The sequence below is a fragment of the Microbacterium wangyouchuni genome, from assembly GCF_051546305.1.
In the GTDB taxonomy this organism is placed as follows: Bacteria; Actinomycetota; Actinomycetes; order Actinomycetales; family Microbacteriaceae; genus Microbacterium.
The window spans coordinates 48,757-70,741 of sequence record NZ_JBPTMA010000004.1 but is presented as its reverse complement, the minus strand read 5'-3'; the positions used below and the strand labels follow the sequence as shown (position 1 = coordinate 70,741).

Sequence of the window (21,985 nt, the reverse complement as noted above, 5' to 3'; positions counted from 1 at the left end):
AGACTCGATGACGGCGGATGGCACTCCGCCGATGTGAGGAGCACGAGCGAACAATATGGCCACCGCCACCAATGTCGAAGCGACCGCCGTCAACACGATCGAGTGGCTATCCGCCCCCGACACGACCATCGTCGTCCCCGTCTATCAGCGGCAGTACCGCTGGGACATCGGTGGATGCGAACGCCTCCTCGCCGATGTGCGCGCCGTGGCCGGCGAAGACAGCGCACATCGCCACTTCATCGGCTCGATCCTGTCTGCCCAGGACTCCTCCGACACCGATCTCATCCTCATCGACGGCCAGCAGCGCATCACCACACTGATGCTCTTGGTTGCTGCGCTCCATCACGCGGTGCGCGAGACCGATCCGAGCATGGGCGCTGAGCTCGAGCGCGTGCTGATCCGCCCCGACGACCCGACTCGCACCAAGTTGCGCCCGCACGACGCCTGGGCCGAGCTCTACGAGTCTGTGGTGCTCGACCGGCGTGACGACAGCGAGCGCGAGTCGCGGTTCGACGACAACTATGCGTTCTTCCGCAGCCAGGTGCACGCTGATGAGGCATCGCGCATCTGGTGCGGGCTACAGAAACTCGAACACGTCTCAATCACGCTCGGGGCATCCGCCAACGCCCAGCAGATCTTCGAGAGCCTGAACTCCACCGGCGAGCCCCTGCGCGATCACGAGCTCATTCACAACTACATCCTGATGGGCCTGACCCACACCGAGCAGTTGGATGTCGAAGAGCGCTTCTGGCTGCCCATCGAGCGCCATACGGGCGAGACGATCGGTGCTTTCTGGCGGCACTACCTGGTGATGACGACAGGTCGCGAAGTCGCGGCCGCCGGTGAGCATGGCGTGTACAGCGCGTTTCGCCAGTCCTTCCCGCGGGTCGATGTGGAGCATCTGCAGGCTGATGCCGCGATCTGGCGCCACTATGCCGAGATCTACGGCATCCTTCTCGATCCGTCTCAAGAAACGGACCCGGTGCTTCGCCAGCAGCTCGAGTACATCAACACCTTCGGCAAACAGGCTTACCCGCTCGCGTTGAGCGCATACAGCGATCGCGTACGCGGGCTGATTTCTCGTGATGAGCTCGTGGAGACGCTGGAGTGGATCCAGGCACTGTATCTGCGTCGAGCTCTCGTCAACCTGCCGACGGAGCGCCTCATCGCACGCCTGTGCCGTGCTCGTTCGGAAGGGCGCGAGGCGCTGATGCGCGCGCTGGCACGCATCACTCCGTCGGACGAACGCGTCGCGGCGGTACTGAAGTACGTAGAACTCCCGCACGCCGCGTACGTACTCGGTCGTATCGAACGCGTCCCCGACACCTCTGCGTTCGACATCGAGCACATTGTTCCCCTTGCACCGGGAGAGACCTGGTCCGGCGATGGAGTTCGCCCGTGGAGCGAGTACACCGACGACGAGCAGAACAGCCATCGTGCGTTGGCACCGACCCTGGGAAACCTGACGCTACTCGAGCAGCCCCTGACTGAACGTGTGTTCGGAGCGTCGTATCCCGACAAGCAGAGCACCTACGCTCGCAGCAAGGTTTCAGAAACCCGCGACCTCGCGCAGACGCCGGCGTGGACCACGTCGGCGATTTCTCAGCGCACGATCGCGCTGACCGCACAGCTGCTGCAGATCTGGGCGCGCCCCGGGCTGCCTGAGATCGACGATGACGGGTTGACCCCGGTTCTGGATGCCGTGCGCCGCCGCGGCTGGCCCGCAGGCTGGGATCGCGAGTTCGATTACATCGAGTATCGCGGCGAGCACTGGGAGGTCAAAGACGTTCGTGCGCTGTTCAACCGCGTCTTCCGTCGCGCCTGGACCGACGACCGCGCGGCTGCGATCAGGTACTGTGCTGCGCACGGTGGACCGATCTACAATGAAATGGCGTGGAAAGGCCAGTGGGACGCACTGGACGACGAGAACTTTCTGTACATGGGATGGGACTCGAACTACATGATGAACGCTGTGCAGGGCGTGTTGGAAGAGTCGGGCATCGCCGCCGAGGTGTTCGTGAAGTACTCATATATCGGCAACGTGATGTGATGCGACAGGAAACACCCACCAGGGTTCCGGCACTGCCCGATCTCACTGCCGACCCCTTCGACCAAGCATTCGCCGACATCTCGATCGGGTGGGATGACGACGCGCCGCAGATCTGCGAGTGCGACCACGGCGACGAAGCGGCCTATGCCCCGTGCGGTCGCCGAGCCAAATGGCGCGTGACGATCGACTGCACCTGCGGCGAGGATCATCCTCGCACGATCGAATTGCTGTGCACGAAGTGCTTGCGAACCGCGCGTAAAGACCTCGGCAACGAGGCCATTACCGCGCGTCCGCTATAACTGGCACGCTGCATCCTTCGGCCCGAGACTCCGCACATAGTGCGCGTGAAGACTTTCTGCACCGTACTGGAGCGACCCTGCCCACCCCAGCAGCTCACCGCCGAACGTGACCTTGTATCGCAGCTCGCCGTCGTTCACCGGTCGGACATCCCGTTGGCCCCAATCTGCAAAGGGGGTTCCCATCCGCGGTCTCACCTGTGCATAATTAACGCCCTTCAAATCGGAGGGCGACCGGATAAAGCACACTGGGGGCAGGATGAAGATGAAGAAGGAAGTACAGCGCGCCGCGGACGCTACCGCGTGGACTCCAATGCGGGTCGTCAGCGGATGGGGCGTGCGCAGCAGCCACGCCTACATGGCCGGATTCGCCGCAGTGGCGATCTCGTTCCTCACGTGGCTCATCTCCAGGGGCAAGGGAGATTCCAAACCGCAGTCCGACCGATGGGGTCTATTCATCGGGGAATGGGCGCCGACGCTCTTCGCGATCGGCATCGCACTCAAGCACGAGGAGAAGTGAACACCATGAACATTCTGTTTGTCATCGCTCGCGTTCTGATCATCGTCGGCGGGCTGAACTGGGGCCTCGTAGGCGCCTTCGATTTCAACTTGGTTGACACGATCTTCGGTGCTGGGTCAGCAGCATCCCGCGTCGTGTACGTGCTCGTTGGAATCGCAGCGATCATCGCACTCATCGAACTGTTCGTCCCTCGCCGAGCTGTCAACTCGGACAGGGTCTGATTCGACAAAAGACCCCCACCGGGCCCGGAGGCTCGGTGGGGGTCTGCGCACCGCTACGATCAGGCGTAACCTGTCAGGGGCAAGAGTAGGGCGGGTGGGACTTGAACCCACGAATCGTCGGGTTATGAGCCCGCTGCCTTAACCAGCTTGGCCACCGCCCCGTAAGAGTCCCAGCTTATCGGAGCGAAGCGTTCGTGCCGCGCACGTTCACACCGCTTTTGCCGACTGATGCGTTCCGAGATGCTGACGATAAATCATGGCGTTCTGGATGAGTCCCGCTCGTTCCTCGTCGCTGAGCTCGCGGCGCACCTTCGCGGGTACTCCGGCAACCAGTGATCCGTCGGGAATCTCGGTCCCGCCGAGGATCACCGCTCCCCCGGCGATCAAACATCCCTTGCCGATGACCGCTCCGCTGAGAATCACCGCGCCCATCCCCACCAGCGATCCGTCGCCGATCGTGCAACCGTGCACGACCGCGTTGTGCCCGATCGATACGTTCTCACCGATCTGAACGGGATGCCCGCTGTCGACGTGAACGGACACATTATCTTGCACGTTGCTTCCCCGACCTAGCGTGATGGCCGCGGAATCCGCTCGAAGCACCGCGTTGTACCAGACGCTGGCACCAGACTCGACGGTGACTGCGCCGATGATGCGTGCACCGTCTGCGATGAACGTGTCATCGGCGATGCTCGGAGTCTTATCCGGGAGGGCGAGGACAGATGCTGACGAGGAGATACTCATGAGGCGAGACTACCCTTACTTCCGCGTGAATCCGCGTCTTTTCGGCCCGATAAGCCGAGCCTCAGCTTGCTTGCGGAATCTTCCAGGCTGAGTAGCGTTATATCCATCAGGTAACAAAGATGCCGTTCTGGAGGAAGAATTATGAGCAAGACAACCACTGTTTCCACCACTGCCAGCGATCCGACGGTTGCTGCCGCCGCGGCTCAGTTCCTGTCTCCCGTCGTTCTCGGGTTGCAGGCCCTCACCATCAACACGAAGCAGGCGCACTGGCACGTCCGTGGCGCGAACTTCGTCGGGGTGCACGAATTGTTCGACACGATTGTCGCGCACGCCGGTGACTTCGCCGACAGCGCTGCAGAACGCATCGTTGCGCTGGGACTGCCGATCGACGCTCGCCTGAGCGCCGTCGCTGACAAGGCGTCGTCGAACGTTCCGGCCGGCTTCGCCCAGTCGGACGCTCTCATCCGCGATGTGATCGCAGACATCGACGCGATCCTCGTCGACACGAAGGCTGCGGTCGAAGGCCTGGACGAGGTCGACCTCACCAGTCAGGATGTCGCGATCGAGATCTTGCGTGGCCTCGAGAAGGACCGCTGGTTCCTCGTCGCTCACATCGCCGAGTAACACGTCCCGGCTCAGAAACCCCAGCGATGGCGGTTGCGGATCACTCCACCGCAGCCGCCATCGCTTCTTTCAATGCCTGGGTGTACTGCGGCGCAAGTGTGTCGGCGAAGGTCACCGTCAGGTGATCCTGGTCACGGTAGACGTTCGCACCGTTGACGACGGGATAGCACAGGTCGTCGTCGCAGAACACATCGGTGAAGTCCAAAAGCGTCACTCCCGCCATGTCCGCTGCTGCGGCACGCAGAGGATCCTCATCGACGAGTACGTCTGAGCGCACACCCACGCACTCGGCGAGATCTCTGATCCGCAGGCACTTGTTCGGGTCTGTCTCCCACACCGGGTTGTCGATGACGGTGACCACAGGAATTCCACGATCGGTCATCGTCGACCACGCCTCTTGGTACCCAGCCGCCGCCGCGTCGTGTACCGAGTCATAGCCGTCTGCCGAGAAGGGTGTGTTCGAGATCGCCGCGGTAAACACCGCATCGAAGTCGCGCTCCTCGAGCTCGGCTTCAATGCCGTCACGCCACTCTGAACATGCCGAACCGAACGCTCCGCCCGTCGACAGCGGAGTTGTGTTCCAGGGGCAGGCGCCCTTGAAGAACGTCGTCAGGTGCCATCCTTCACGCTCGGCCATCGCTTGGAACGTGGTCAGAAGCTGGAAGGCATGGCTATCGCCGACGAGTGCGATCTGCGCAGCATCCCGTTCATCCGACCCGAACTCGCACGACACGGGTCTCGTATCGTTCAACTGCACGAAGCACTGCTGTTCGGTGGGGCGATCCGCCCCCGCAAATCCGGGTGCCGGGAGGACGACGTCGAGTTCCGTGTCAACGCACGCGGGATCCAGCGCACCGGCAGCGCCGAAGCATGCCGGAGGGTTCTCTCGCACGTCTTGGATGGCCTGCACACCCTGCTGGTATGCGGGGGCATTGGCAGCCCAGCCGCCAGCAGCTGTTCCGGCGACAAGGATCATGGCCACCAGAGCAGCCCACAGAGTGACCCGGGGGCGGCGCGCGGTCAGCGGCTTCCACGAGCGCATCGGATCTTCCACAAAACGTTTGGTGAGCCACGCGAGCACGAAACAGATGCCCAGCAGAGCAACGCGGTGGTAGATGGTCAGACCCCAGAACGGCAACGATGGCGCAATCACGATCAGCGGCCAGTGCCACAGGTACAGGCTGTACGAGATATCACCGGTGAAGCGCATCGGGCGAACCGCGAGCAGGCGGGTCGGATACCACCAGCGGTCGGTGTTCGATGCAGCGATGATCGCACCCGCTCCGAGGGTCGGCAGCAGCGCCATGTATCCCGGGAATGGTGTCTGCCCGTCGAAGCGGAGCGCGGTGTACAAAAGTGCCAGGATGCCGCCCCAGCCGAGCACGAAGCTCAGCACCGGATGCTGAACGCGCAGCATCGGCACCAGCGCGATCAACGCGCCGACGCCGAACTGCCACATCCGAGTGAAAGTGACGAAATACGCGGGTGCGGGGTCGGTGATCGTGAACACGATGCAGAAGATGAGGGATGCAACGGAGACGATGGCGATGGCGATAGTGACCGCACGAAGCCGCGCACCCGAGAACCACTTGACCGCGACCCACGCGGCCAGAAGCATCAGAAGCGGCCACAGCACGTAGAACTGCTCTTCGAGCGAGAGCGACCAGTAGTGCTGCACCGTAGTCGGTTCGCCGGTCAGCGCCAGATAGTCGGCGGAGTTGAACGCCAGGAACCAGTTCTCCACGTAGAACGTCGAGGCGATGATCTCTTTGAGCTCGGCGGGGAGCGCAGAGGTGGGAGTCAGATACGGGACCGATACGACGATCGCGCAGAATAGCAGGACAAGCAGCGATGCCGGTAGCAGCCGACGTGCTCGCCGTGCCCAGAACTGGCCCAGTTTCACGGTTCCCGTGGAGGTGAGCTCCCTGACCAGGTGCGCGGTGATCAAGAACCCGGAGATCACGAAGAACACGTCGACACCGACGTAACCGCCACTGAGGCGTCCTGGCCAGAAGTGGTAGAGCACGACAAAGAGGACGGCGATCGCTCGCAGCCCCTGGACGTGCGGAATGAACCGCGTGCGATTCTCGTGCTCGGGAGACTTGTCGCGCCTGCGCTGAGAGCGGGTGGTCGAGGAGAAAGGCGCGGCGGAGTTCACCCTCCAACGCTAGCGTGAACACCTCAGAACCCCCGCAACTGCGGCGGGCGCTTTGCCGATCGCGTTTAGCTCAGGTGTGTGATGCGTCCGGCGAGCAGCGTAGCCTGCACCGGCATGGCACGCAGCGTCGATGCCGATGCCGTGTGCGGATCCGCACCGCACAGCACAAGATCTGCGGTGTCCCCTGGCCTCGTTGACGAGCGAACGCTTGCGGCAAGAGCCTCACCGCGGGTCAGTTGCTCCTCCGGATGCCACGCATCGCGGTCATCATCCGTCCGCGCCACCGCCGCGGCAATGGTTGCCCACGGATCCAGCGGCGCCACCGGAGCATCTGAGCCCAGTCGCAATTCGACCCCCGCGCGAAGGAGGGTGGCCATCGGGTAGCCCACGGCCGTTTGATGAGCCCAATACCCTTCCACCAGGTCACGATCATCAATTGCGTGCTGCGGTTGCACACTGGCGGCCAGCCCCAGTCGGGCGATTCGCGAGATGTCGGCGTGTCGCACCAGTTGCGCATGCTCGATCGTTCCGGTGGCTCCGGAGGCGGCTACCGCGTCCAACGCCGATGCCACGGCGCGGTCGCCGATGGCGTGTACGGAGACTTCGAGTCCCGCCCCGGTCGCACGGGTCAGCAGCTCGATGAGATCAACGGGTGAGACGTTCATCACCCCGAAGTCGGTTTGGTCGTCGGGATAGGGATGCGAGCACGCCGCAGTCCGGGTCCCCAGCGATCCATCCGAGATGATCTTCAGCGGCCCCATGCGCACAAGATCAGCGATGCTATCCCCGGTACGCAGACCAGCAGAGATCGCGCGGTCGAGGTCGGAGATGTACACGGCGAACTCAACCCGTTGCGCGGCGAATCCACCCGCTGCTCGACGGTCCCAGGCTTGGAGGTTCCAGGCCATATCGAAGTCCACTATCCCGGTCACGCCGCGCGCCGCGGCAGCGTCTCCGGCACGTATGACAGCCAGATCTCCGTGAGCCGGGTCCACCGCGTTCAACCGCCGCGAGATCAGGAATGCGTCGTCCTCTCGCAGCATTCCATCGGACGTGCGAAAGCCTTCGCGCTCCAGCGCTGCGGTGTTCAACCAGACGCTGTGCACATCCGCGTTGATCAAATAGGTCGGCACACTCCCCGTGGCAGCATCCAGAACCGCAATCGAGGGGGCATCCGGCCAGAAGGCGTCACGAAAACCTGTGCCCACTCGCCTTCCGTCTGTCAGCACCGCCACATTCGACATTCGGGCTGCGGCTTCAGCAGCCGATGTCGTGTCGCCGAGGTGCTCCCGCTCGGCAGTGAGCGCCCACTGCGTGGTGTGCACGTGATGGTCCCACAGCCCCGGCACCACCCAGGCGCCCTGCCCCTCGAGAACAGCGCCGGCTGAACGAAGGGCGCCAGTCGGGGCGATGTCCACGATTCGGTCGCCGTCCAGGTGAATGTCCACCGGCTCGGCGTCGACCAGATATTCGCGTCCGGGTCCCGCTACGCGCACTTCCCGAATCATCGAGATGTGTTCGCCGACCGCGCTCATGCGCTTCGTCCCGGTCGCGCATCCTGCGCCCGGCGCATCTCCGCGGCAAGCGCCGGGTTGGCATAAGCGCCGTTGCTCTGAAGTTCGGCGATGATGTTCTCCACCGTGGCGGCATCCTTGTTCTGGCTGAGTTTCCGTTTGGCTACGACGCGTGTCGGCGTCAGGCGGAAGCCGACTGTTCCGGCCGCGAGCCGATGGACGAACGCTTCATCATTGGGGCGCTCCCACATGAGCCGCGGCTCCGGCAGCTGGCCTTCGAACCGCTCGACGAGGCGATCCAGCACCCGCAGGTTCTCCTCGTCGCTGAGGATCTCCGGAATGCCGGAAAGGTGAACCGCGGTGTAGTTCCACGTGGGCACCGCTTTGGTGTCTGCGTCATACCAGCCGGGTGAGATGTACCCGTTCGGCCCTTGGAAGATCACGAGCATCTCGTGCTGGCCGAGTTCGTGGATGAGGTCGTCCGGCTTTCCCACATGCGCAACGATCGTGAGGTCATCACGATCATCATCCAGCATGACCGCGTAGTGCGAAGCGACCTGGCCGTCTGCGGTTGCCGTGACGATAGTGGCCCAGGGATTGTGCTCGATGACACGGCGCATCTCGGCGACGTCTGCCAGTGTGAAACTCGGGTTCTGACGCATTCCCTCAGCCTAAGTCTGATCCCACGGTCAGGCCTGGCATTTCGGGCACCAGTAGAGCTTGCGTGCACCGAGCTCCTCGAGCACAATCTGCGTGCCGCACGTACGGCACGGCAGACCGGCACGGTGATAGACCCAGTGACGGTCATCACGACTTGCCATAGCTGCGCGGTAGTCGTCGGCTGAGAGGTCGTCCATCGTCATCATCTGACCGGTCTCGACTCCGATCGGCAGAAGCCGGGCCCAGTCGTGCCAGAGCTCCCGGACGATCTCCACAGGTACAGCTTTTCCGGGTGTGTGCGGGTTCAGCCGCGCCCGATAGAGCATCTCCGCGCGGTAGACGTTCCCGATTCCGCTGACGACGGACTGATCCATCAGCAGCAACGCGATCGCGGTGCCCTTCTTGCCGACTGTGTGCACGAATCGTGCTTCGTTCTGGGCAGGGTCCCCGACCAGCGGATCCGGGCCGAGCTTGGCGACGGATGCGAGCATCTCATCGGGCGTCTGCAGCACGCAGGCGGTGGGGCCGCGCAGGTCCGCCGCGGTAATGTCGGTCATCAGACGCAAGCGCACCTGCCCGACGACCGGCGGCGGCCACGGCATGTCCTCATCCGCCAGCCCCTTGGTCTGCTCTGACATGCGCACATGCACGCGCGTACGCCGAGGCGCCCCGATCGAAGACAGCGAGTTCTCACCGGCATCGTCGAGGATCGGCGTCTCGGCTCCCGCATCCAGATCAGCGCCGCGCTGATTCGTCTGCCCCATCCGTCCGTTCGCGGATGCGATCGTCGGGTCGAGCAGGACCTCCCCGGCGAAGTCCCACGCGCCGTACAGTCCCAGATGCACTCGAAGCCAGATATCGCCCTCGGTCTCGAGGAACATCTGCTTGCCGACGGCTTTCACGCTCACGGCCTGGCGCCCGTCGAGCACCGATGCCCCCTCGACGAATCGGCCCTGCGGACTCGACGCCTGCAGCGTCTTGCCTACGAAGTTCCGATCGAACTGCCGAGCAATTCGGTGAACGGAGTGTCCCTCAGGCATCTCAGGCGCGCGGGTCCGGCAGCAGCGACCCATCGCGTTCGAAGTCCGCGATCTGACCGATACGGCGCACGTGACGCTCTTCGTCCGAGAACGGTGTCGAGATGAAACGCTCGATGAACGAGACAACTTCTTCGAAGGTGTGCTGGCGCGCGCCGATGGAGATCACGTTGGCGTCGTTGTGCTGGCGTGCGAGTTCGGCCGTGGAGAGGTTCCAGACCAGCGCAGCGCGAACGCCCTGCACCTTGTTGGCAGCGATCTGCTCGCCGTTGCCCGAGCCGCCGAATACGATTCCGAGCGCTTCGACTCCAGCGGACTGGTCGGCCACGACGGCACGAGCGGCTCGGATACAGAAGGCCGGGTAGTCGTCGAGCGCGTCATACTCGACGGGACCGTGATCGATGACTTCGTGTCCGAGCGTTCGCAAATGCTGCTGAAGCTGTGTGGAGAATTCCAGTCCCGCGTGGTCTGTGGCGATGTGGATGCGCATGCTCACCATCCTAGAAGTGTCTGAGTCAGCGGTTGATCAGGGGGCGATTCCGCCAGCGGCCGGTTTGAATCCGGCTCGGATGTTCTCACAGCATCCAGGACGGCAGATATCGAATGCGGGACCCAGCGCTGTGACGTGAGCGCGATCGGATGCTGCCCGGCCTTCGAGTCGCTCCTGAATGAGGTCAACGATCCCGGAGACGAACGCGGGCGAAATCCCCGGTGTCGGCGTGCGCACAAACTGCAAGCCGGCTTCCTGGGCAGCTTCCGCAGCTTCCGTGTCCAGATCCCAGAGCACTTCCATGTGATCGCTCATGAACCCAACCGGAACCACGACCACAGCTTCGATGCCGCGCGCAGGCAGCTCACCGATGACATCGCACACGTCCGGTTCCAACCAGGGCTGTGAAGCCGGGCCTGATCGTGACTGGTAGACGAGTTCCCAGGTGGTGCTGACGGCTTCGGGCACGAGCTGACGTACCTTATCCATCACCCAGGCCGCGACCGCCTGGTGCTGCGCGGCATAAGCACCGCCGTCACCCCAGTCGATGTCGCGCGGTCCGGAGCGCTCGGCATCGTCCATAGGAACACTGTGCGTGGAGAACAGCACGTGGATGCCGTCAGCTCGAACCCCGTCCGAAACGAACTGTGCGACTGCCGCGTGTACGCCATCGATGAATGCTTGGACGAACCCGGGGTGGTCGTAGAACGGACGGATCTTGTCGATTGTCACGCGGTCATCAAGACCGGTCTGGGTCAGCACCCGGGCGAAGTCCTCGCGGTACTGACGACAGCTCGAGAACGAACTGTAGGCGCTTGTCGCAAAGGCAAGAAGCGTCGTGTCCCCCGCACGCTCGGCGTCCGTGACGGCATCTTCCAGGTACGGTGCCCAGTTGCGGTTGCCCCAGTACACAGGCAACTCGATGCTCCGCGCAGCCAGCTCGTGCTCGAGAGCCGCTTTCAGGGCTCGGTTCTGCGCGTTGATGGGGCTGATGCCGCCGAAGTGGCGATAGTGATGCGAGACGTCTTCCAGGCGTTCGTCGGGGATTCCCCTCCCCCGAGTCACATTGCGCAGAAACGGGATCACATCGTCCTGTCCCTCAGGCCCGCCGAAGCCCGCGAGGAGCACGGCGTCATATGCCACCGGCGTTTCAATGAATTTGGCACCGGCCGCGGCGGCTTCGGAAGCGAAGGGAACGACATTCTCATCAGACACAGTCACATGCTCATCTTTCCACTGCTTGCATAAGGATCTGCCTAGTCCTGGCGTAGGCTGTCATGGTTGCCGTCGGCGCCACGCGCATCGATTGCAGGCGACACCCCCGAACCCCTGGGAGAAACAGCTGTGCCTGGAGAGAACCTCACCCGAATCGAAGCGCAGGAGCGTCGTGCTCTCGTCGACACACAGTCGTACGAGATCTCGCTCGATCTGACGAAGGGCGCCGAACTCTTCGGCTCCCGCAGCGTCGTGCGCTTCACCGCGAAGCCGGGAAGCTTCACATTCATCGACCTCATCGCACACGAGGTGCGCGAGATCTCGCTCAATGGCGAGCAGCTGTCACCGAGCGAGGTCTTCGCCGATTCCCGCATCGCGCTGACGAACCTCCAGGAGCAGAACGTCCTCGTCGTCGACGCGGATTGCTCTTACACGAACACCGGAGAGGGGCTGCACCGCTTCGTCGATCCCGTCGACGACGAGGTCTACCTCTACTCGCAGTTCGAGGTGCCCGACTCCCGTCGTGTGTTCGCCGTCTTCGAACAGCCTGATCTGAAGGCCACCTTCCAGTTCACCGTGACCGCCCCGGATAACTGGAAGGTCATCTCCAACTCCCCCACACCCGAGCCGATCAACCATGACGCCAGCAGCACAGCGACATGGGGCTTCGAGCCGACGCCGCGCATCTCCTCCTACATCACCGCACTCGTGGCGGGGCCGTACGAATCGACATTCTCCGAGCTCACCAGCTCTGACGGCCGGATTATCCCGCTCGGTGTCTACGGACGCAAGAGCCTGTGGCAGCACATCGACGCCGATTACCTCTTCGACAAGACCCGCGAAGGGTTCGCCTACTTCGAATCGAAATTCGGCGTGCCGTACCCGTTCGAGAAGTACGACCAGCTGTTCGTTCCGGAATTCAACGCCGGCGCGATGGAGAACGCGGGAGCGGTCACCTTCACGGAGACTTACGTCTTCCGCAGCAAGGTGACGGATGCTGTCAAGGAACGCCGCGTCGTCACGATCCTGCACGAACTCGCGCACATGTGGTTCGGTGACCTCGTCACCATGAGGTGGTGGAACGACCTGTGGCTGAACGAGTCGTTCGCCGAGTGGGCTTCGACCATCGCCACCGCCGAGGCCACGGAGTGGACCGAGGCCTGGACGACGTTCAATGCCATGGAGAAGACCTGGGCCTACCGCCAGGACCAGCTTCCCTCCACGCATCCGATCGTCGCCGAGATCAACGACCTCGAAGATGTCCAGGTCAACTTCGACGGCATCACCTATGCGAAGGGCGGCTCGGTCCTCAAGCAGCTCGCCGCCTGGGTCGGGATCGATGCCTTCTTCGCCGGCGTCGGCCAGTACTTCCAGAAGCACGCCTGGGGCAACACCGAGGTCAGCGATCTGCTCACCGAGCTCGAGGCCACCAGTGGGCGCGATCTCAGCACCTGGGCGAGCAAATGGCTGGAGACCGCGGGCGTCAACACGCTCTCCCCTGTCATCGCCGAAGACTCTTCAGGCAAGATCACCCGTTTCGCCGTCACGCAGACGGCTCCCGCTGATTACCCGACGATCCGCCCGCACCGCCTGGGCGTCGGTCTCTACAACCTTGTCGATGGGGCGCTCACCCGCACGCACTACGTCGAAATCGACGTCGACGGCGACCGCACCGAAGTTCCGGAGCTGCAGGGTCACGACCGCCCAGACCTGGTACTGCTCAACGACAACGACCTCGCATACGCGAAGATCCGTCTGGACGAGCGGTCACTGGCCACCGCCATCGCGCACCTCGGTGCCATCTCCGATCCGCTGGCGCGTTCGATCGTCTGGGGCGCAGCCTGGGACCAGACCCGCGACGCCGAGAGCGCAGCATCCGATTACATCGATCTGGTGCTCGGGAACATCGGCAGCGAGACCGAATCGACGACCGTTCGCACCACCCTCGCCCAGCTGCGCACGGCAGCGGCGCTCTATGTGGCGCCCGGTGAACAGCAGGCTGCCCGGCTGAAGGTTGCCGAAGGTCTGTGGGAGCTCGCGCAGAGCGCGCCGGCCGGTAGCGACAGCCAGTTGCAGTTCGTCACCGCATTCGCGGGCGCGATCGTCAACTCCGAGCATGCCGGCATCGTCGGTCGCCTGCGCTCCGGAGAAGACACCCTCCCCGGCCTCGAGATCGACGCTGACCTCTCGTGGCAGCTGCTGATCGGCCTCGCCTCGATCGGCGCGACGGATGCGGCATCCATCGATGCCGCCCTCGCAGCGGACAACACCTCGAAGGGTGCCGAGTTCGCAGCTCTGGCGCACGCCGCTCTTCCCACCGTGCCGGATAAGCGCATCGCGTGGACGCGACTGGTCGAGAACTCGGATGCCCCGAACACGATCGTGCGCGCAGGCTCCCAAGGCTTCGTCCACCCGAACAGCGTCGAGGTGCTCGGCGAGTTCGTACAGAGCTACTTCGACATGCTGCTGCCGGTGTGGGAGTCGCGCACCTACCAGATTGCGAACTACCTCATCGTCGGGCTATACCCGACGCCGCTTGCCAACGCTGAGCTTCGCGAAGCGACCCGCACGTGGCTGAGCGACAACGCTGATGCTGCGCCGGCGCTGCGCCGCCTCGTCAGCGAGGGGCTAGCCGACGTGGAACGCGCCCTGGCCGCACAGGCTCGCGACGCGGAGGACGACTCTGAGGACTGATCCTCAGCTTCTGCGTCGGGCCCCTGCCACCAAGCTCATCCAGCTGGTGCAGGGGCCCGATCGCTAGTATCGAGGGGTGCTCTCCCTTCCGCATTTCCAAGATGTCGAACCGGTGGATCAAGCCGACTGGACGGGTTTTTTAGAGACCCTCGCCCGCGGTGGCCGCGCCGCGCTGAACGTCGCGATCATCATCGCCGTCGCCCTGGTTGTCACGTTCGTGCTGCGCATCGTCATCCGGCGCGTCGTGCAACGCATCGTCAACAGCGCAAAGTCCAAAGCGAACGTGGACGATACTCAAGCTCTGGAGCAGTCCCCGCTGGCAGATATGCGGCTGATTCAGCGAACTCGCACGCTCGGATCGATTCTGCAGAACATCATCAACGTGGTGGTTCTGGTGATCGCACTGCTGCTGATCGTGTGGACGCTCTCGCCTTCGCTGTTGAGTTCGCTCACGCTGCTGACCGCCGCGGTCGGCGCGGGACTCGGCTTCGGCGCCCAGAACATCGTCAAAGACGTTCTCAACGGCCTGTTCATCGTCGCCGAGGACCAGATCGGAATCGGCGACGTCGTGGATGTGGGTCTCGCCAGCGGCATGGTCGAGTATGTGAGCGTGCGTGTGACCCAGCTGCGGGATGTGAACGGCACGCTCTGGTACGTGCGCAACGGCGAGATCCTCCGGATCGGAAACATGTCGCAGGGATGGGCGCGCACGATCATCGACCTGGGCGTGCCCGTCGATGCCGATGTGGCCGAGGTCGAGCGCGCGCTGCTCGCGGCGGCCGAACAACTCGCGAAGGAACCCAAGTGGCGTACGCGCATCATCGAACGTCCAGAGGTGTGGGGCCTGGAGTCGATCTCCGGCGATGCTCTGGTTATTCGCGTTGTGCTCAAGACACGCGCGAATGCAAAGGATGACGTGGCCCGCGAACTGCGCATGCGACTCAAAGCAGCCGTTGAGGGGCTGGATCTGACCATTCCCCGGATGGAGTCCGTCATCCCCACCGGGCCCGAGGGTGCCCGTCGTGTGCGCGGCGCGAACCCACCGCTGACGCGCCCTAATCCGGTCACGGGCGTGCCGCCGGTGATCCGCGGGATTTGGCGCAAAAAGAACACCCAGGCACACGACGACGAAGCCAAGGACAACGAATGACTTTCTATGATGAGGTCGGCGGTTACGCGACGTTCGAGAAGATCGTAAACATCTTCTACCGCGAGGTCGCGCTCGACCCGGTCCTGAAGCCGATGTATCCGGAAGAGGATCTCGGCCCCGCAGAAGAGCGCTTCGCGCTGTTCCTTGCGCAGTACTGGGGCGGCCCGTCGACATACAGTGAGCGCCGCGGGCATCCGCGCCTGCGTATGCGGCACAACCCCTTCCACGTCAATCCGGATGCCCGTGACCGCTGGCTGCGCTGCATGCGCACCTCGCTCGACGAAGTCCAATTGTCCGCACTGCACGACGCGACGCTGTGGGACTACCTCGAACGCGCCGCTTATGCCATGGTGAACACCATGGAACCCACGAGTATCGGCCCCGATGCCGCCGGCCGGCCCACGCTCGAGACCCGCACGACCAGTCAGGATTCAACGGAGAACGCATGACGACCCCACCCCTGTCCGCCGACGTCCTAGTGATCGGATGGGGGTTGGCCGGTCTCGTGGCCGCCGCCGAGGCGACAGCCGCCGGTAAACGAGTGATCCTCCTCGACCAGGAGCCCCGATCGAACCTGGGCGGTCAGGCATGGTGGTCATTCGGCGGATTGTTTTTCGTCGATTCACCGGAGCAGCGACGCCTCGGAATCAAAGACTCGCTCGAACTCGCCACCCAGGACTGGTTCGGCAACGCCGGTTTCGACCGCGACGAGGACCACTGGCCGCGTCGATGGGCTGACGCGTATCTGCAGTTCGCCGCGGGTGAGAAACGTGCCTGGCTACGTGAGCGCGGCGTCGGCTTCTTCCCCGTGGTCGGGTGGGCTGAGCGCGGCGGCTACGGCGCGATCGGTCCGGGAAACTCGGTGCCGCGTTTCCACATCACCTGGGGTACCGGCCCGGGCATCGTCGCACCGTTCGCCGATGCCGTTCACCGTGCGGAGGATGCCGGAACCCTCACTGTGCTCCCCCGCCATCGCGTCACTGAGCTGCTGAGCGCCGATGGCGCTGTCATCGGCGCACGGGGCCACCGTCTCGTCGATTCCACGAGTGCCCGCGGCCTCAGCACATCACGCGAGGTCGCCGGTGATTTCGAGATCTCCGCGGGTGCGACCATCGTCGCCTCCGGCGGCATCGGCGGAAATCACGACCTGGTGCGCGCGGCGTGGCCAAAGCGGCTGGGCACAGCTCCTGAGCACATGCTGACGGGAGTGCCAGCCTATGTGGACGGGTCGATGCATGCCGTATCTGCAACAGCCGGTGCGCACCTCATCAACGGCGACCGCATGTGGCATTACGTCGAGGGAATCAGCAATTGGGATCCGGTGTGGCCTGCGCACGGCATCCGAATCCTGCCCGGGCCGTCATCCCTGTGGCTGGATGCCACGGGACAACGTCTGCCTGTCCCGCTCTTCCCCGGCTTCGACACACTGGGAACTCTCCAGTACCTGCGCCAGACCGGGCACGACCATTCCTGGTTCGTCACGTCGCGACAGATCGTCGAGAAGGAGTTCGCGCTTTCTGGCAGCGAGCAGAACCCCGATCTCACCGGCAAGGATGTCGGGCTGCTGCTGAAATCTCGTCTGGCGAAGGGCCCGACCGGTCCCGTGCAGGCATTCCTCGACGAGGGCGCGGACTTCATCGTCGAGAACGACCTGGAGAGCCTGCTGGAGCAGATGCGCCTGCACGACGGCGGCGAAGCGCTCGACATCGATACTGTTCGCCGTGAAGTCATCGCTCGTGACCGCGAGATCGAAAACGACTTCAGCAAGGATGCGCAGATCGGGATGCTGCGCTCCATGCGCGGCTACCGCGGCGACAGACTCATCCGCACAGCGTCACCGCATCGGCTGCAGGACCCGGCGGCCGGCCCGATGATCGCGGTGAAGCTGCACGTTCTGACGCGGAAGTCGCTCGGTGGCATCGAGACCGACCTCGATGGACGCGCGCTGGACTCTTCGGGCAACGCCATCACCGGGCTGTTCGCTGCGGGTGAGGCCAGCGGGTTCGGCGGCGGCGGCGTGCACGGGTACCGCGCACTGGAAGGTACGTTCTTGGGCGGATGCCTGTTCTCCGGACGTCAGGCGGGACGCGCGGCTGCGCAGTAGGACCCGCTAGCCTGCGCCTACGCCTGTTCCGCGGACGGCGGTGAGTCCGGTGACCATCGGACCGCGCGAGAGCACGTGCCCGCGCGCGAAGCCCAACCGCGTCCAGCGCCCGGATGCTGTCACGGTGACGTTCTCCTCGCCGGAGATGAACCCGAAGGCGTGTGCGGCGAAGGCCACGCCTCGCGGGAGACCGGCGAGGTCCTCGTCCGGCTCACCCCAGATGGCGGCCCGGAGCGCTCGGACCGCCTCTTCGCCAGCGCCCGGTGTCGCCCCGCGCGCCACGGCCGAGATTCCCCATTGGGCACGGTTGGCAATCACCGACGATTCCAGGCTTCCGGTGCGCTCCCACCCTCCACGTGGCGGCGCGACTCCCGCCCAGGCCGGAGAACGTCCGGTGTCGGGTAGTTTCAGCATCCGCTCGTCTTCATCTGCGGTGAGTTCGTCCACGACGATGTCGCACTCCAACTCCGGATCGGCGCGGACGATCCGCATGGCGAGAACCGTCGGGGTCTGGTCGAACAATCCCTGGGGCGCCAGCGCAGCAGCGGTCACGGCCAGGATGCCATCCGCGCCCTGCAGCCGTACCCCGTCCTCGGAGACCAATCCTGCTCGGCCGAAAAAGGTGAGGACGTCACGAGCGGTGTCGGAGTCTGCGAGAACAAGGCGATGGTGCACGCGTTCTAAACTATCAAGGAGGCGATCGACGGTCGCGGGAGGAGCGCCATGAACGCAGACGCACAGGCTCAAGCATCCGTTGACACCCTGCTGGACGTGCTGGATCTCGATGAGAGCCAAGCGCGGACCACCGAAGACATCTTCACCGGCAGTTCGCACAGTATGCCCACCGGGCGCATCTACGGCGGGCAGGTGCTCGGCCAATGCCTGATCGCCGCTGAGCGGACGATGCCAGAGGATCGCGCCGTGCACTCGATGCACGGGTATTTTCTCCGCCCGGGCGATTCCACCCAGGGCGTGACGATAGCCGTCGATCGCATCCACGATGGTCGGTCGTTTTCGACCAGACGGGCGCAGGCCTACCAGAACGGCGTTCCGATCTTCTCAATGATCGCTTCGTTCCAGGACGAGGCTCCCGGGCTCGAACATTCCACGCCGATGCCAGTCGGCATCCCGCAGCCCGAGCAGATCCCGCCCGATGAAGATCTGGCACCGGACAACAAGCCGGTCATGCGGCAGCTGCTGATGGAGCGTCCCGTTGAAGTGCGTCATATCGACCCGCCGATTTATCTCGCCGTCGACGGCGAGCAGGCCGCGCGGCAGGCCGTGTGGATGCGTCTGCGGGCGCCGATGCCGGATGACCAGCGTCTGCACCGCGCTGCGCTGGCCTACCTCAGCGATATGACGATCCAGGAGTCGATCCTGCGCGCGCACGGTGTGTCTTGGGTGACGCCGGGGCTGAAGGTGGCGAGCCTGGATCACGCCATGTGGTGGCACCGTCCCGCGCGCGTCGATGAGTGGCTGCTGTACGTGCAGGAGTCACCCAATGCTCGCGGCGGTCGTGGTCTGGCTACCGGCCGTGTCTACACGCGCGAAGGCGTGCTGGTCGCCAGTGTCTCGCAGGAGATCATGATCCGCGTCCCTGCGGACCGCTGACGCTCTCAGCGATGCGCGTACTGGACAGGGTCGCCGATATACGGCGCCCAGGCTTCGCGCATCTGCGAGGTGATTCGCGTCGGACGACCTGATTCGGCGTTCACCAGCACCAGCACCGCCGTCGAGCGGGCGTAGAGCACTCGGGTCTCGCTGGCGGGGTCGTTGAAGACCTCATAGCAGACATCGACGCTGGAGCCACCGATCTTGCCGAACCACAACTGCACTTCGAGCGGTCGGCGCTGGTACGGAACGGGCGCGAGGTACTCGATCTCCTGCCGTGCGATGAGTGAGAGCATGCCGGATTCGATTCCGGTCTCCAGGATCGCCGTCTGCGGTGCCTGTTCTCCCGGTCCGGGCGCCCAGAATGCACGCACACGCGCTTCTTCGAGCAACTTCAGCATGGAGGTGTTGTTGACGTGGTTGTACGCGTCAAGATCTCCCCAGCGCAGCTGGATCGGAACGGAGATACGGGAGGCGGGCGTTGTGCCCGCCTCTCGATCTGCTTCAGTCACGCGTGAGCTTGCGGTGCGTCGAACGGTGCGGGTTCGCCGCATCCTGGCCGAGGCGCTCGATCTTGTTCTGCTCGTACGCTTCGAAGTTGCCCTCGAACCAGTGCCACTGGGCCGGGTTCTCATCGGTGCCCTCGTAGGCGAGGATGTGCGTGGCGATGCGGTCGAGGAACCACCGGTCGTGAGTGATGACCACGGCGCACCCGGGGAACTCCAGCAGAGCATTCTCGAGCGAGCTCAGCGTCTCGACATCGAGGTCGTTAGTCGGCTCGTCGAGAAGCAGAAGGTTGCCGCCCTCCTTGAGCGTCAGGGCGAGGTTCAAGCGGTTGCGCTCACCACCGGAGAGTACCCCGGCCTTCTTCTGCTGGTCGGGCCCCTTGAAACCGAACTTCGACACATAAGCGCGCGAGGGAATCTCGATCTTGCCGACCATCATGATGTCGAGGCCGTCAGAGACGACCTCCCACAACGTCTTGTCCGGGTCGATGTTCGAGCGGGACTGGTCGACATAGCTGATCTTGACCGTCTCACCGATCTTGAGTTCGCCGCTGTCGATCGACTCAAGACCGACGATCGACTTGAACAACGTGGTCTTACCGACGCCGTTCGCACCGATGATGCCGACAATGCCGTTGGGCGGCAGGCTGAAGCTCAGGCCGTCGATGAGCGTGCGGTCGCCGAAGCCCTTCTTGAGGTTCTTCGCTTCGATCACGACGCTGCCCAGACGTGGGCCGGCGGGGATCTGAATCTCCTCGAAGTCGAGCTTCCGAGTCCGCTCCGCCTCCGTTGCCATCTCTTCGTAGCGAGCCAGACGCGCCTTCGACTTGGTCTGGCGTCCCTTGGCGCTGGAGCGCACCCACTCGAGTTCGTCCTTGAGGCGCTTCGCGAGCTTCTGGTCCTTCTTACCCTGGATGTCGAGGCGCTCGGCCTTCTTCTCCAGATACGTCGAGTAGTTGCCCTCGTAGCCGATCAGGCGTCCGCGGTCGACTTCGGCGATCCACTCTGCGACGTTGTCGAGGAAGTACCGGTCGTGGGTGATCGCGATGACGGCACCCTTGTAGGACTTCAGGTGCTGCTCGAGCCAGAGAACGCTTTCGGCGTCGAGGTGGTTAGTCGGCTCATCCAACAGCAACAGATCAGGCTTCTGGAGCAGCAGCTTCGCCAGTGCGACGCGGCGCTTCTCACCACCGGACAGCGGGGCGATCGCAGCGTCTCCGGGCGGGGTGCGCAGCGCATCCATGGCCTGCTCGAGCTGCGAGTCGAGGTCCCAGCCGTCAGCGGCGTCGATCTCTTCCTGCAGCACACCCATCTCAGCCAGCAGCGTGTCGAAATCAGCATCCGGATCGGCCATCAGCGCCGAGATCTCGTTGAAGCGATCGAGCTTCGCCTTGATAGCGACGCCGTCCTGGATGTTCTCCAGGACAGTCTTCGATTCGTCGAGCTCGGGCTCCTGCAACAGAATGCCGACAGTGAACCCCGGGGAGAGCTTGGCTTCACCGTTTGACGGGATGTCGAGGCCTGCCATGATCTTGAGGATCGTCGACTTACCGGCACCGTTCGGGCCGACCATACCGATCTTCGCTCCGGGAAGGAACGACATCGTCACGTCATCCAGGATGAGCTTCTCGCCCACTGCCTTCCGCGCACGCACCATCGAGTAGATGTACTCTGCCATACCGTTTCAACGCCCTATCTCGTCGTACATGATCCGTTGTCGCACCGTCGTGACGGCACACAAAGTCTTGTACCAGCTTACCCGGGATCCGTCATCGTCACTGAGGGTCTGCCCGATACTCGGCGGGTTCGACGAGGGAGCTGAGCGCTACCAATCACCAATCGATCGGACGCGTATTCCCGATCAGGCAGCGCCCCTCGGCAAGCTGATCCATGATCATCGTGACGGGTGCACCGGTTGACGGTCCCACCTGTCCGACCAGGCAGAGGTCCTCGCCCCAGCGGACGGAGAACTGGATGCTTTCGGCAGGATTTCCCACAGTGGTGCCGTCTTCGGTGACCTGCATGCCGGCGCGATCGAATCCTGCGGCCACGAGCGCGTCGATGTACGCCCGCCCGGAGACGTTCTCCGGAGAAGCTCCGACCTGTTCGACGATCTTCGTGAAGACCGGAAGGTTGTCTTCAGCGGTTCCGTCGGGGTGAAAACTCGGCTCGGGCGCGGGAGTGGCCGTCGGGGCACTGCTCACCGCAGGCTCCCCTGACGGTTCCGGATCGGTGGGCTGGGGAGTGCACGCTGTCAGCGCGAGACCGATGATTACCGTCGATGCCGCCAGGGCGAGCAGCGAGCGCAAGGAATGAAGTCGACGGGGCACGCTCCGATCCTACGCGCGCGCCCCGTCTCGCGCTCTCAGCCCCCGCCACGCGTAGAGCATG

Annotated in this window: 21 protein-coding genes and 1 tRNA gene; 10 read left to right on the top strand and 12 right to left on the bottom strand. The window is 63.9% G+C overall.

What is annotated here, in order from left to right; all coding sequences use genetic code 11:
• The first annotated feature begins 55 nt into the window (after window positions 1–55).
• The 4 genes from ACSS7Z_RS09485 to ACSS7Z_RS09470 all read left to right on the top strand — a co-directional run bounded on the left by ACSS7Z_RS09485 (window position 56) and on the right by ACSS7Z_RS09470 (window position 3,087).
• Window positions 56–2,050 carry a DUF262 domain-containing protein gene (locus tag ACSS7Z_RS09485; protein ID WP_438254382.1) on the top strand — a complete coding sequence of 665 codons (1,995 nt, stop codon included), beginning with the start codon at window positions 56–58 and terminating at the stop codon, window positions 2,048–2,050.
• Window positions 2,050–2,349: a hypothetical protein gene (locus ACSS7Z_RS09480; protein WP_438254381.1), complete on the top strand. Its 300-nt coding sequence runs from the start codon at window positions 2,050–2,052 to the stop codon at window positions 2,347–2,349. Before ACSS7Z_RS09485 ends, ACSS7Z_RS09480 begins: the two co-directional genes overlap by 1 nt.
• Window positions 2,350–2,605: 256 nt before the next feature.
• Window positions 2,606–2,866, top strand: coding sequence for a hypothetical protein (locus tag ACSS7Z_RS09475; protein WP_438254380.1), 261 nt, complete (start codon window positions 2,606–2,608; stop codon window positions 2,864–2,866).
• Between the two features lie 5 nt (window positions 2,867–2,871).
• The gene (locus ACSS7Z_RS09470; RefSeq protein WP_438254379.1) at window positions 2,872–3,087 is read left to right on the top strand and encodes a DUF378 domain-containing protein; all 216 of its coding nucleotides are present in this window, start codon (window positions 2,872–2,874) and stop codon (window positions 3,085–3,087) included.
• Window positions 3,088–3,173: 86 nt separating this feature from the next.
• Here the strand turns inward: ACSS7Z_RS09470 and ACSS7Z_RS09465 are convergent.
• Both ACSS7Z_RS09465 and ACSS7Z_RS09460 read right to left on the bottom strand, forming a co-directional pair.
• Window positions 3,174–3,248: transfer RNA gene (locus ACSS7Z_RS09465), tRNA-Ile, on the bottom strand.
• A 46-nt stretch (window positions 3,249–3,294) separates the two neighbouring features.
• Entirely contained in the window at window positions 3,295–3,831 is a 537-nt protein-coding gene (locus tag ACSS7Z_RS09460; RefSeq protein ID WP_438254378.1) for a gamma carbonic anhydrase family protein, read from the bottom strand.
• 141 nt (window positions 3,832–3,972) lie between these two features.
• Here ACSS7Z_RS09460 and ACSS7Z_RS09455 point away from each other — a divergent pair, with 141 nt between their 5' ends.
• The gene (locus ACSS7Z_RS09455; protein WP_438254376.1) at window positions 3,973–4,455 is read left to right on the top strand and encodes a Dps family protein; all 483 of its coding nucleotides are present in this window, start codon (window positions 3,973–3,975) and stop codon (window positions 4,453–4,455) included.
• Between the two features lie 40 nt (window positions 4,456–4,495).
• Here the strand turns inward: ACSS7Z_RS09455 and ACSS7Z_RS09450 are convergent, their stop codons facing one another.
• From ACSS7Z_RS09450 to ACSS7Z_RS09425, 6 genes are all read right to left on the bottom strand, one after another.
• Entirely contained in the window at window positions 4,496–6,613 is a 2,118-nt protein-coding gene (locus ACSS7Z_RS09450; protein ID WP_438254375.1) for an acyltransferase family protein, read from the bottom strand.
• Window positions 6,614–6,678: 65 nt separating this feature from the next.
• Window positions 6,679–8,148 carry an amidohydrolase gene (locus ACSS7Z_RS09445; protein ID WP_438254373.1) on the bottom strand — a complete coding sequence of 490 codons (1,470 nt, stop codon included), beginning with the start codon at window positions 8,146–8,148 and terminating at the stop codon, window positions 6,679–6,681.
• Window positions 8,145–8,789, bottom strand: coding sequence for an FMN-binding negative transcriptional regulator (locus ACSS7Z_RS09440; protein WP_438254372.1), 645 nt, complete (start codon window positions 8,787–8,789; stop codon window positions 8,145–8,147). The genes ACSS7Z_RS09445 and ACSS7Z_RS09440 overlap by 4 nt, the downstream gene beginning before the upstream one ends.
• A 27-nt stretch (window positions 8,790–8,816) precedes the next feature.
• Window positions 8,817–9,827, bottom strand: a complete 1,011-nt coding sequence (locus tag ACSS7Z_RS09435; RefSeq protein ID WP_438254370.1) for an Fpg/Nei family DNA glycosylase — start codon at window positions 9,825–9,827, stop codon at window positions 8,817–8,819.
• Window position 9,828: 1 nt separating this feature from the next.
• Window positions 9,829–10,314: a ribose-5-phosphate isomerase gene (locus tag ACSS7Z_RS09430; RefSeq protein WP_438254369.1), complete on the bottom strand. Its 486-nt coding sequence runs from the start codon at window positions 10,312–10,314 to the stop codon at window positions 9,829–9,831.
• A gap of 36 nt (window positions 10,315–10,350) precedes the next feature.
• A complete protein-coding gene (locus tag ACSS7Z_RS09425) occupies window positions 10,351–11,535 on the bottom strand; it encodes a ferrochelatase (RefSeq protein ID WP_438254367.1) in 1,185 nt (394 codons plus the stop codon).
• A gap of 123 nt (window positions 11,536–11,658) precedes the next feature.
• Here ACSS7Z_RS09425 and pepN point away from each other — a divergent pair, with 123 nt between their 5' ends.
• The 4 genes from pepN to ACSS7Z_RS09405 all read left to right on the top strand — a co-directional run bounded on the left by pepN (window position 11,659) and on the right by ACSS7Z_RS09405 (window position 17,477).
• Window positions 11,659–14,223, top strand: a complete 2,565-nt coding sequence (pepN, locus tag ACSS7Z_RS09420) for an aminopeptidase N (protein ID WP_438254366.1) — start codon at window positions 11,659–11,661, stop codon at window positions 14,221–14,223.
• A 76-nt stretch (window positions 14,224–14,299) separates the two neighbouring features.
• Window positions 14,300–15,373, top strand: coding sequence for a mechanosensitive ion channel family protein (locus tag ACSS7Z_RS09415; protein ID WP_438254365.1), 1,074 nt, complete (start codon window positions 14,300–14,302; stop codon window positions 15,371–15,373).
• Window positions 15,370–15,822, top strand: coding sequence for a globin (locus ACSS7Z_RS09410; protein WP_438254363.1), 453 nt, complete (start codon window positions 15,370–15,372; stop codon window positions 15,820–15,822). Before ACSS7Z_RS09415 ends, ACSS7Z_RS09410 begins: the two co-directional genes overlap by 4 nt.
• A complete protein-coding gene (locus ACSS7Z_RS09405; RefSeq protein ID WP_438254362.1) occupies window positions 15,819–17,477 on the top strand; it encodes an FAD-binding dehydrogenase in 1,659 nt (552 codons plus the stop codon). Before ACSS7Z_RS09410 ends, ACSS7Z_RS09405 begins: the two co-directional genes overlap by 4 nt.
• 6 nt (window positions 17,478–17,483) lie before the next feature.
• Here the strand turns inward: ACSS7Z_RS09405 and ACSS7Z_RS09400 are convergent, their stop codons facing one another.
• A complete protein-coding gene (locus ACSS7Z_RS09400) occupies window positions 17,484–18,152 on the bottom strand; it encodes a DUF8185 domain-containing protein (protein WP_438254361.1) in 669 nt (222 codons plus the stop codon).
• 48 nt (window positions 18,153–18,200) lie between these two features.
• On the opposite strand from ACSS7Z_RS09400, the gene ACSS7Z_RS09395 reads away from it, so the two are divergent.
• Complete coding sequence (locus ACSS7Z_RS09395) at window positions 18,201–19,088, top strand: acyl-CoA thioesterase (protein ID WP_438254360.1); 888 nt, start codon at window positions 18,201–18,203, stop codon at window positions 19,086–19,088.
• A 5-nt stretch (window positions 19,089–19,093) separates the two neighbouring features.
• Here the strand turns inward: ACSS7Z_RS09395 and ACSS7Z_RS09390 are convergent, their stop codons facing one another.
• From ACSS7Z_RS09390 to ACSS7Z_RS09380, 3 genes are all read right to left on the bottom strand, one after another.
• A complete protein-coding gene (locus tag ACSS7Z_RS09390; RefSeq protein ID WP_438254358.1) occupies window positions 19,094–19,600 on the bottom strand; it encodes an acyl-CoA thioesterase in 507 nt (168 codons plus the stop codon).
• Entirely contained in the window at window positions 19,593–21,272 is a 1,680-nt protein-coding gene (ettA, locus tag ACSS7Z_RS09385) for an energy-dependent translational throttle protein EttA (protein WP_438254357.1), read from the bottom strand. The genes ACSS7Z_RS09390 and ettA overlap by 8 nt, the downstream gene beginning before the upstream one ends.
• 154 nt (window positions 21,273–21,426) lie before the next feature.
• Window positions 21,427–21,924 (bottom strand): DUF6993 domain-containing protein, encoded by a 498-nt coding sequence (locus tag ACSS7Z_RS09380; protein WP_438254356.1) that lies wholly within the window; start codon window positions 21,922–21,924, stop codon window positions 21,427–21,429.
• Window positions 21,925–21,985: the final 61 nt, after the last annotated feature.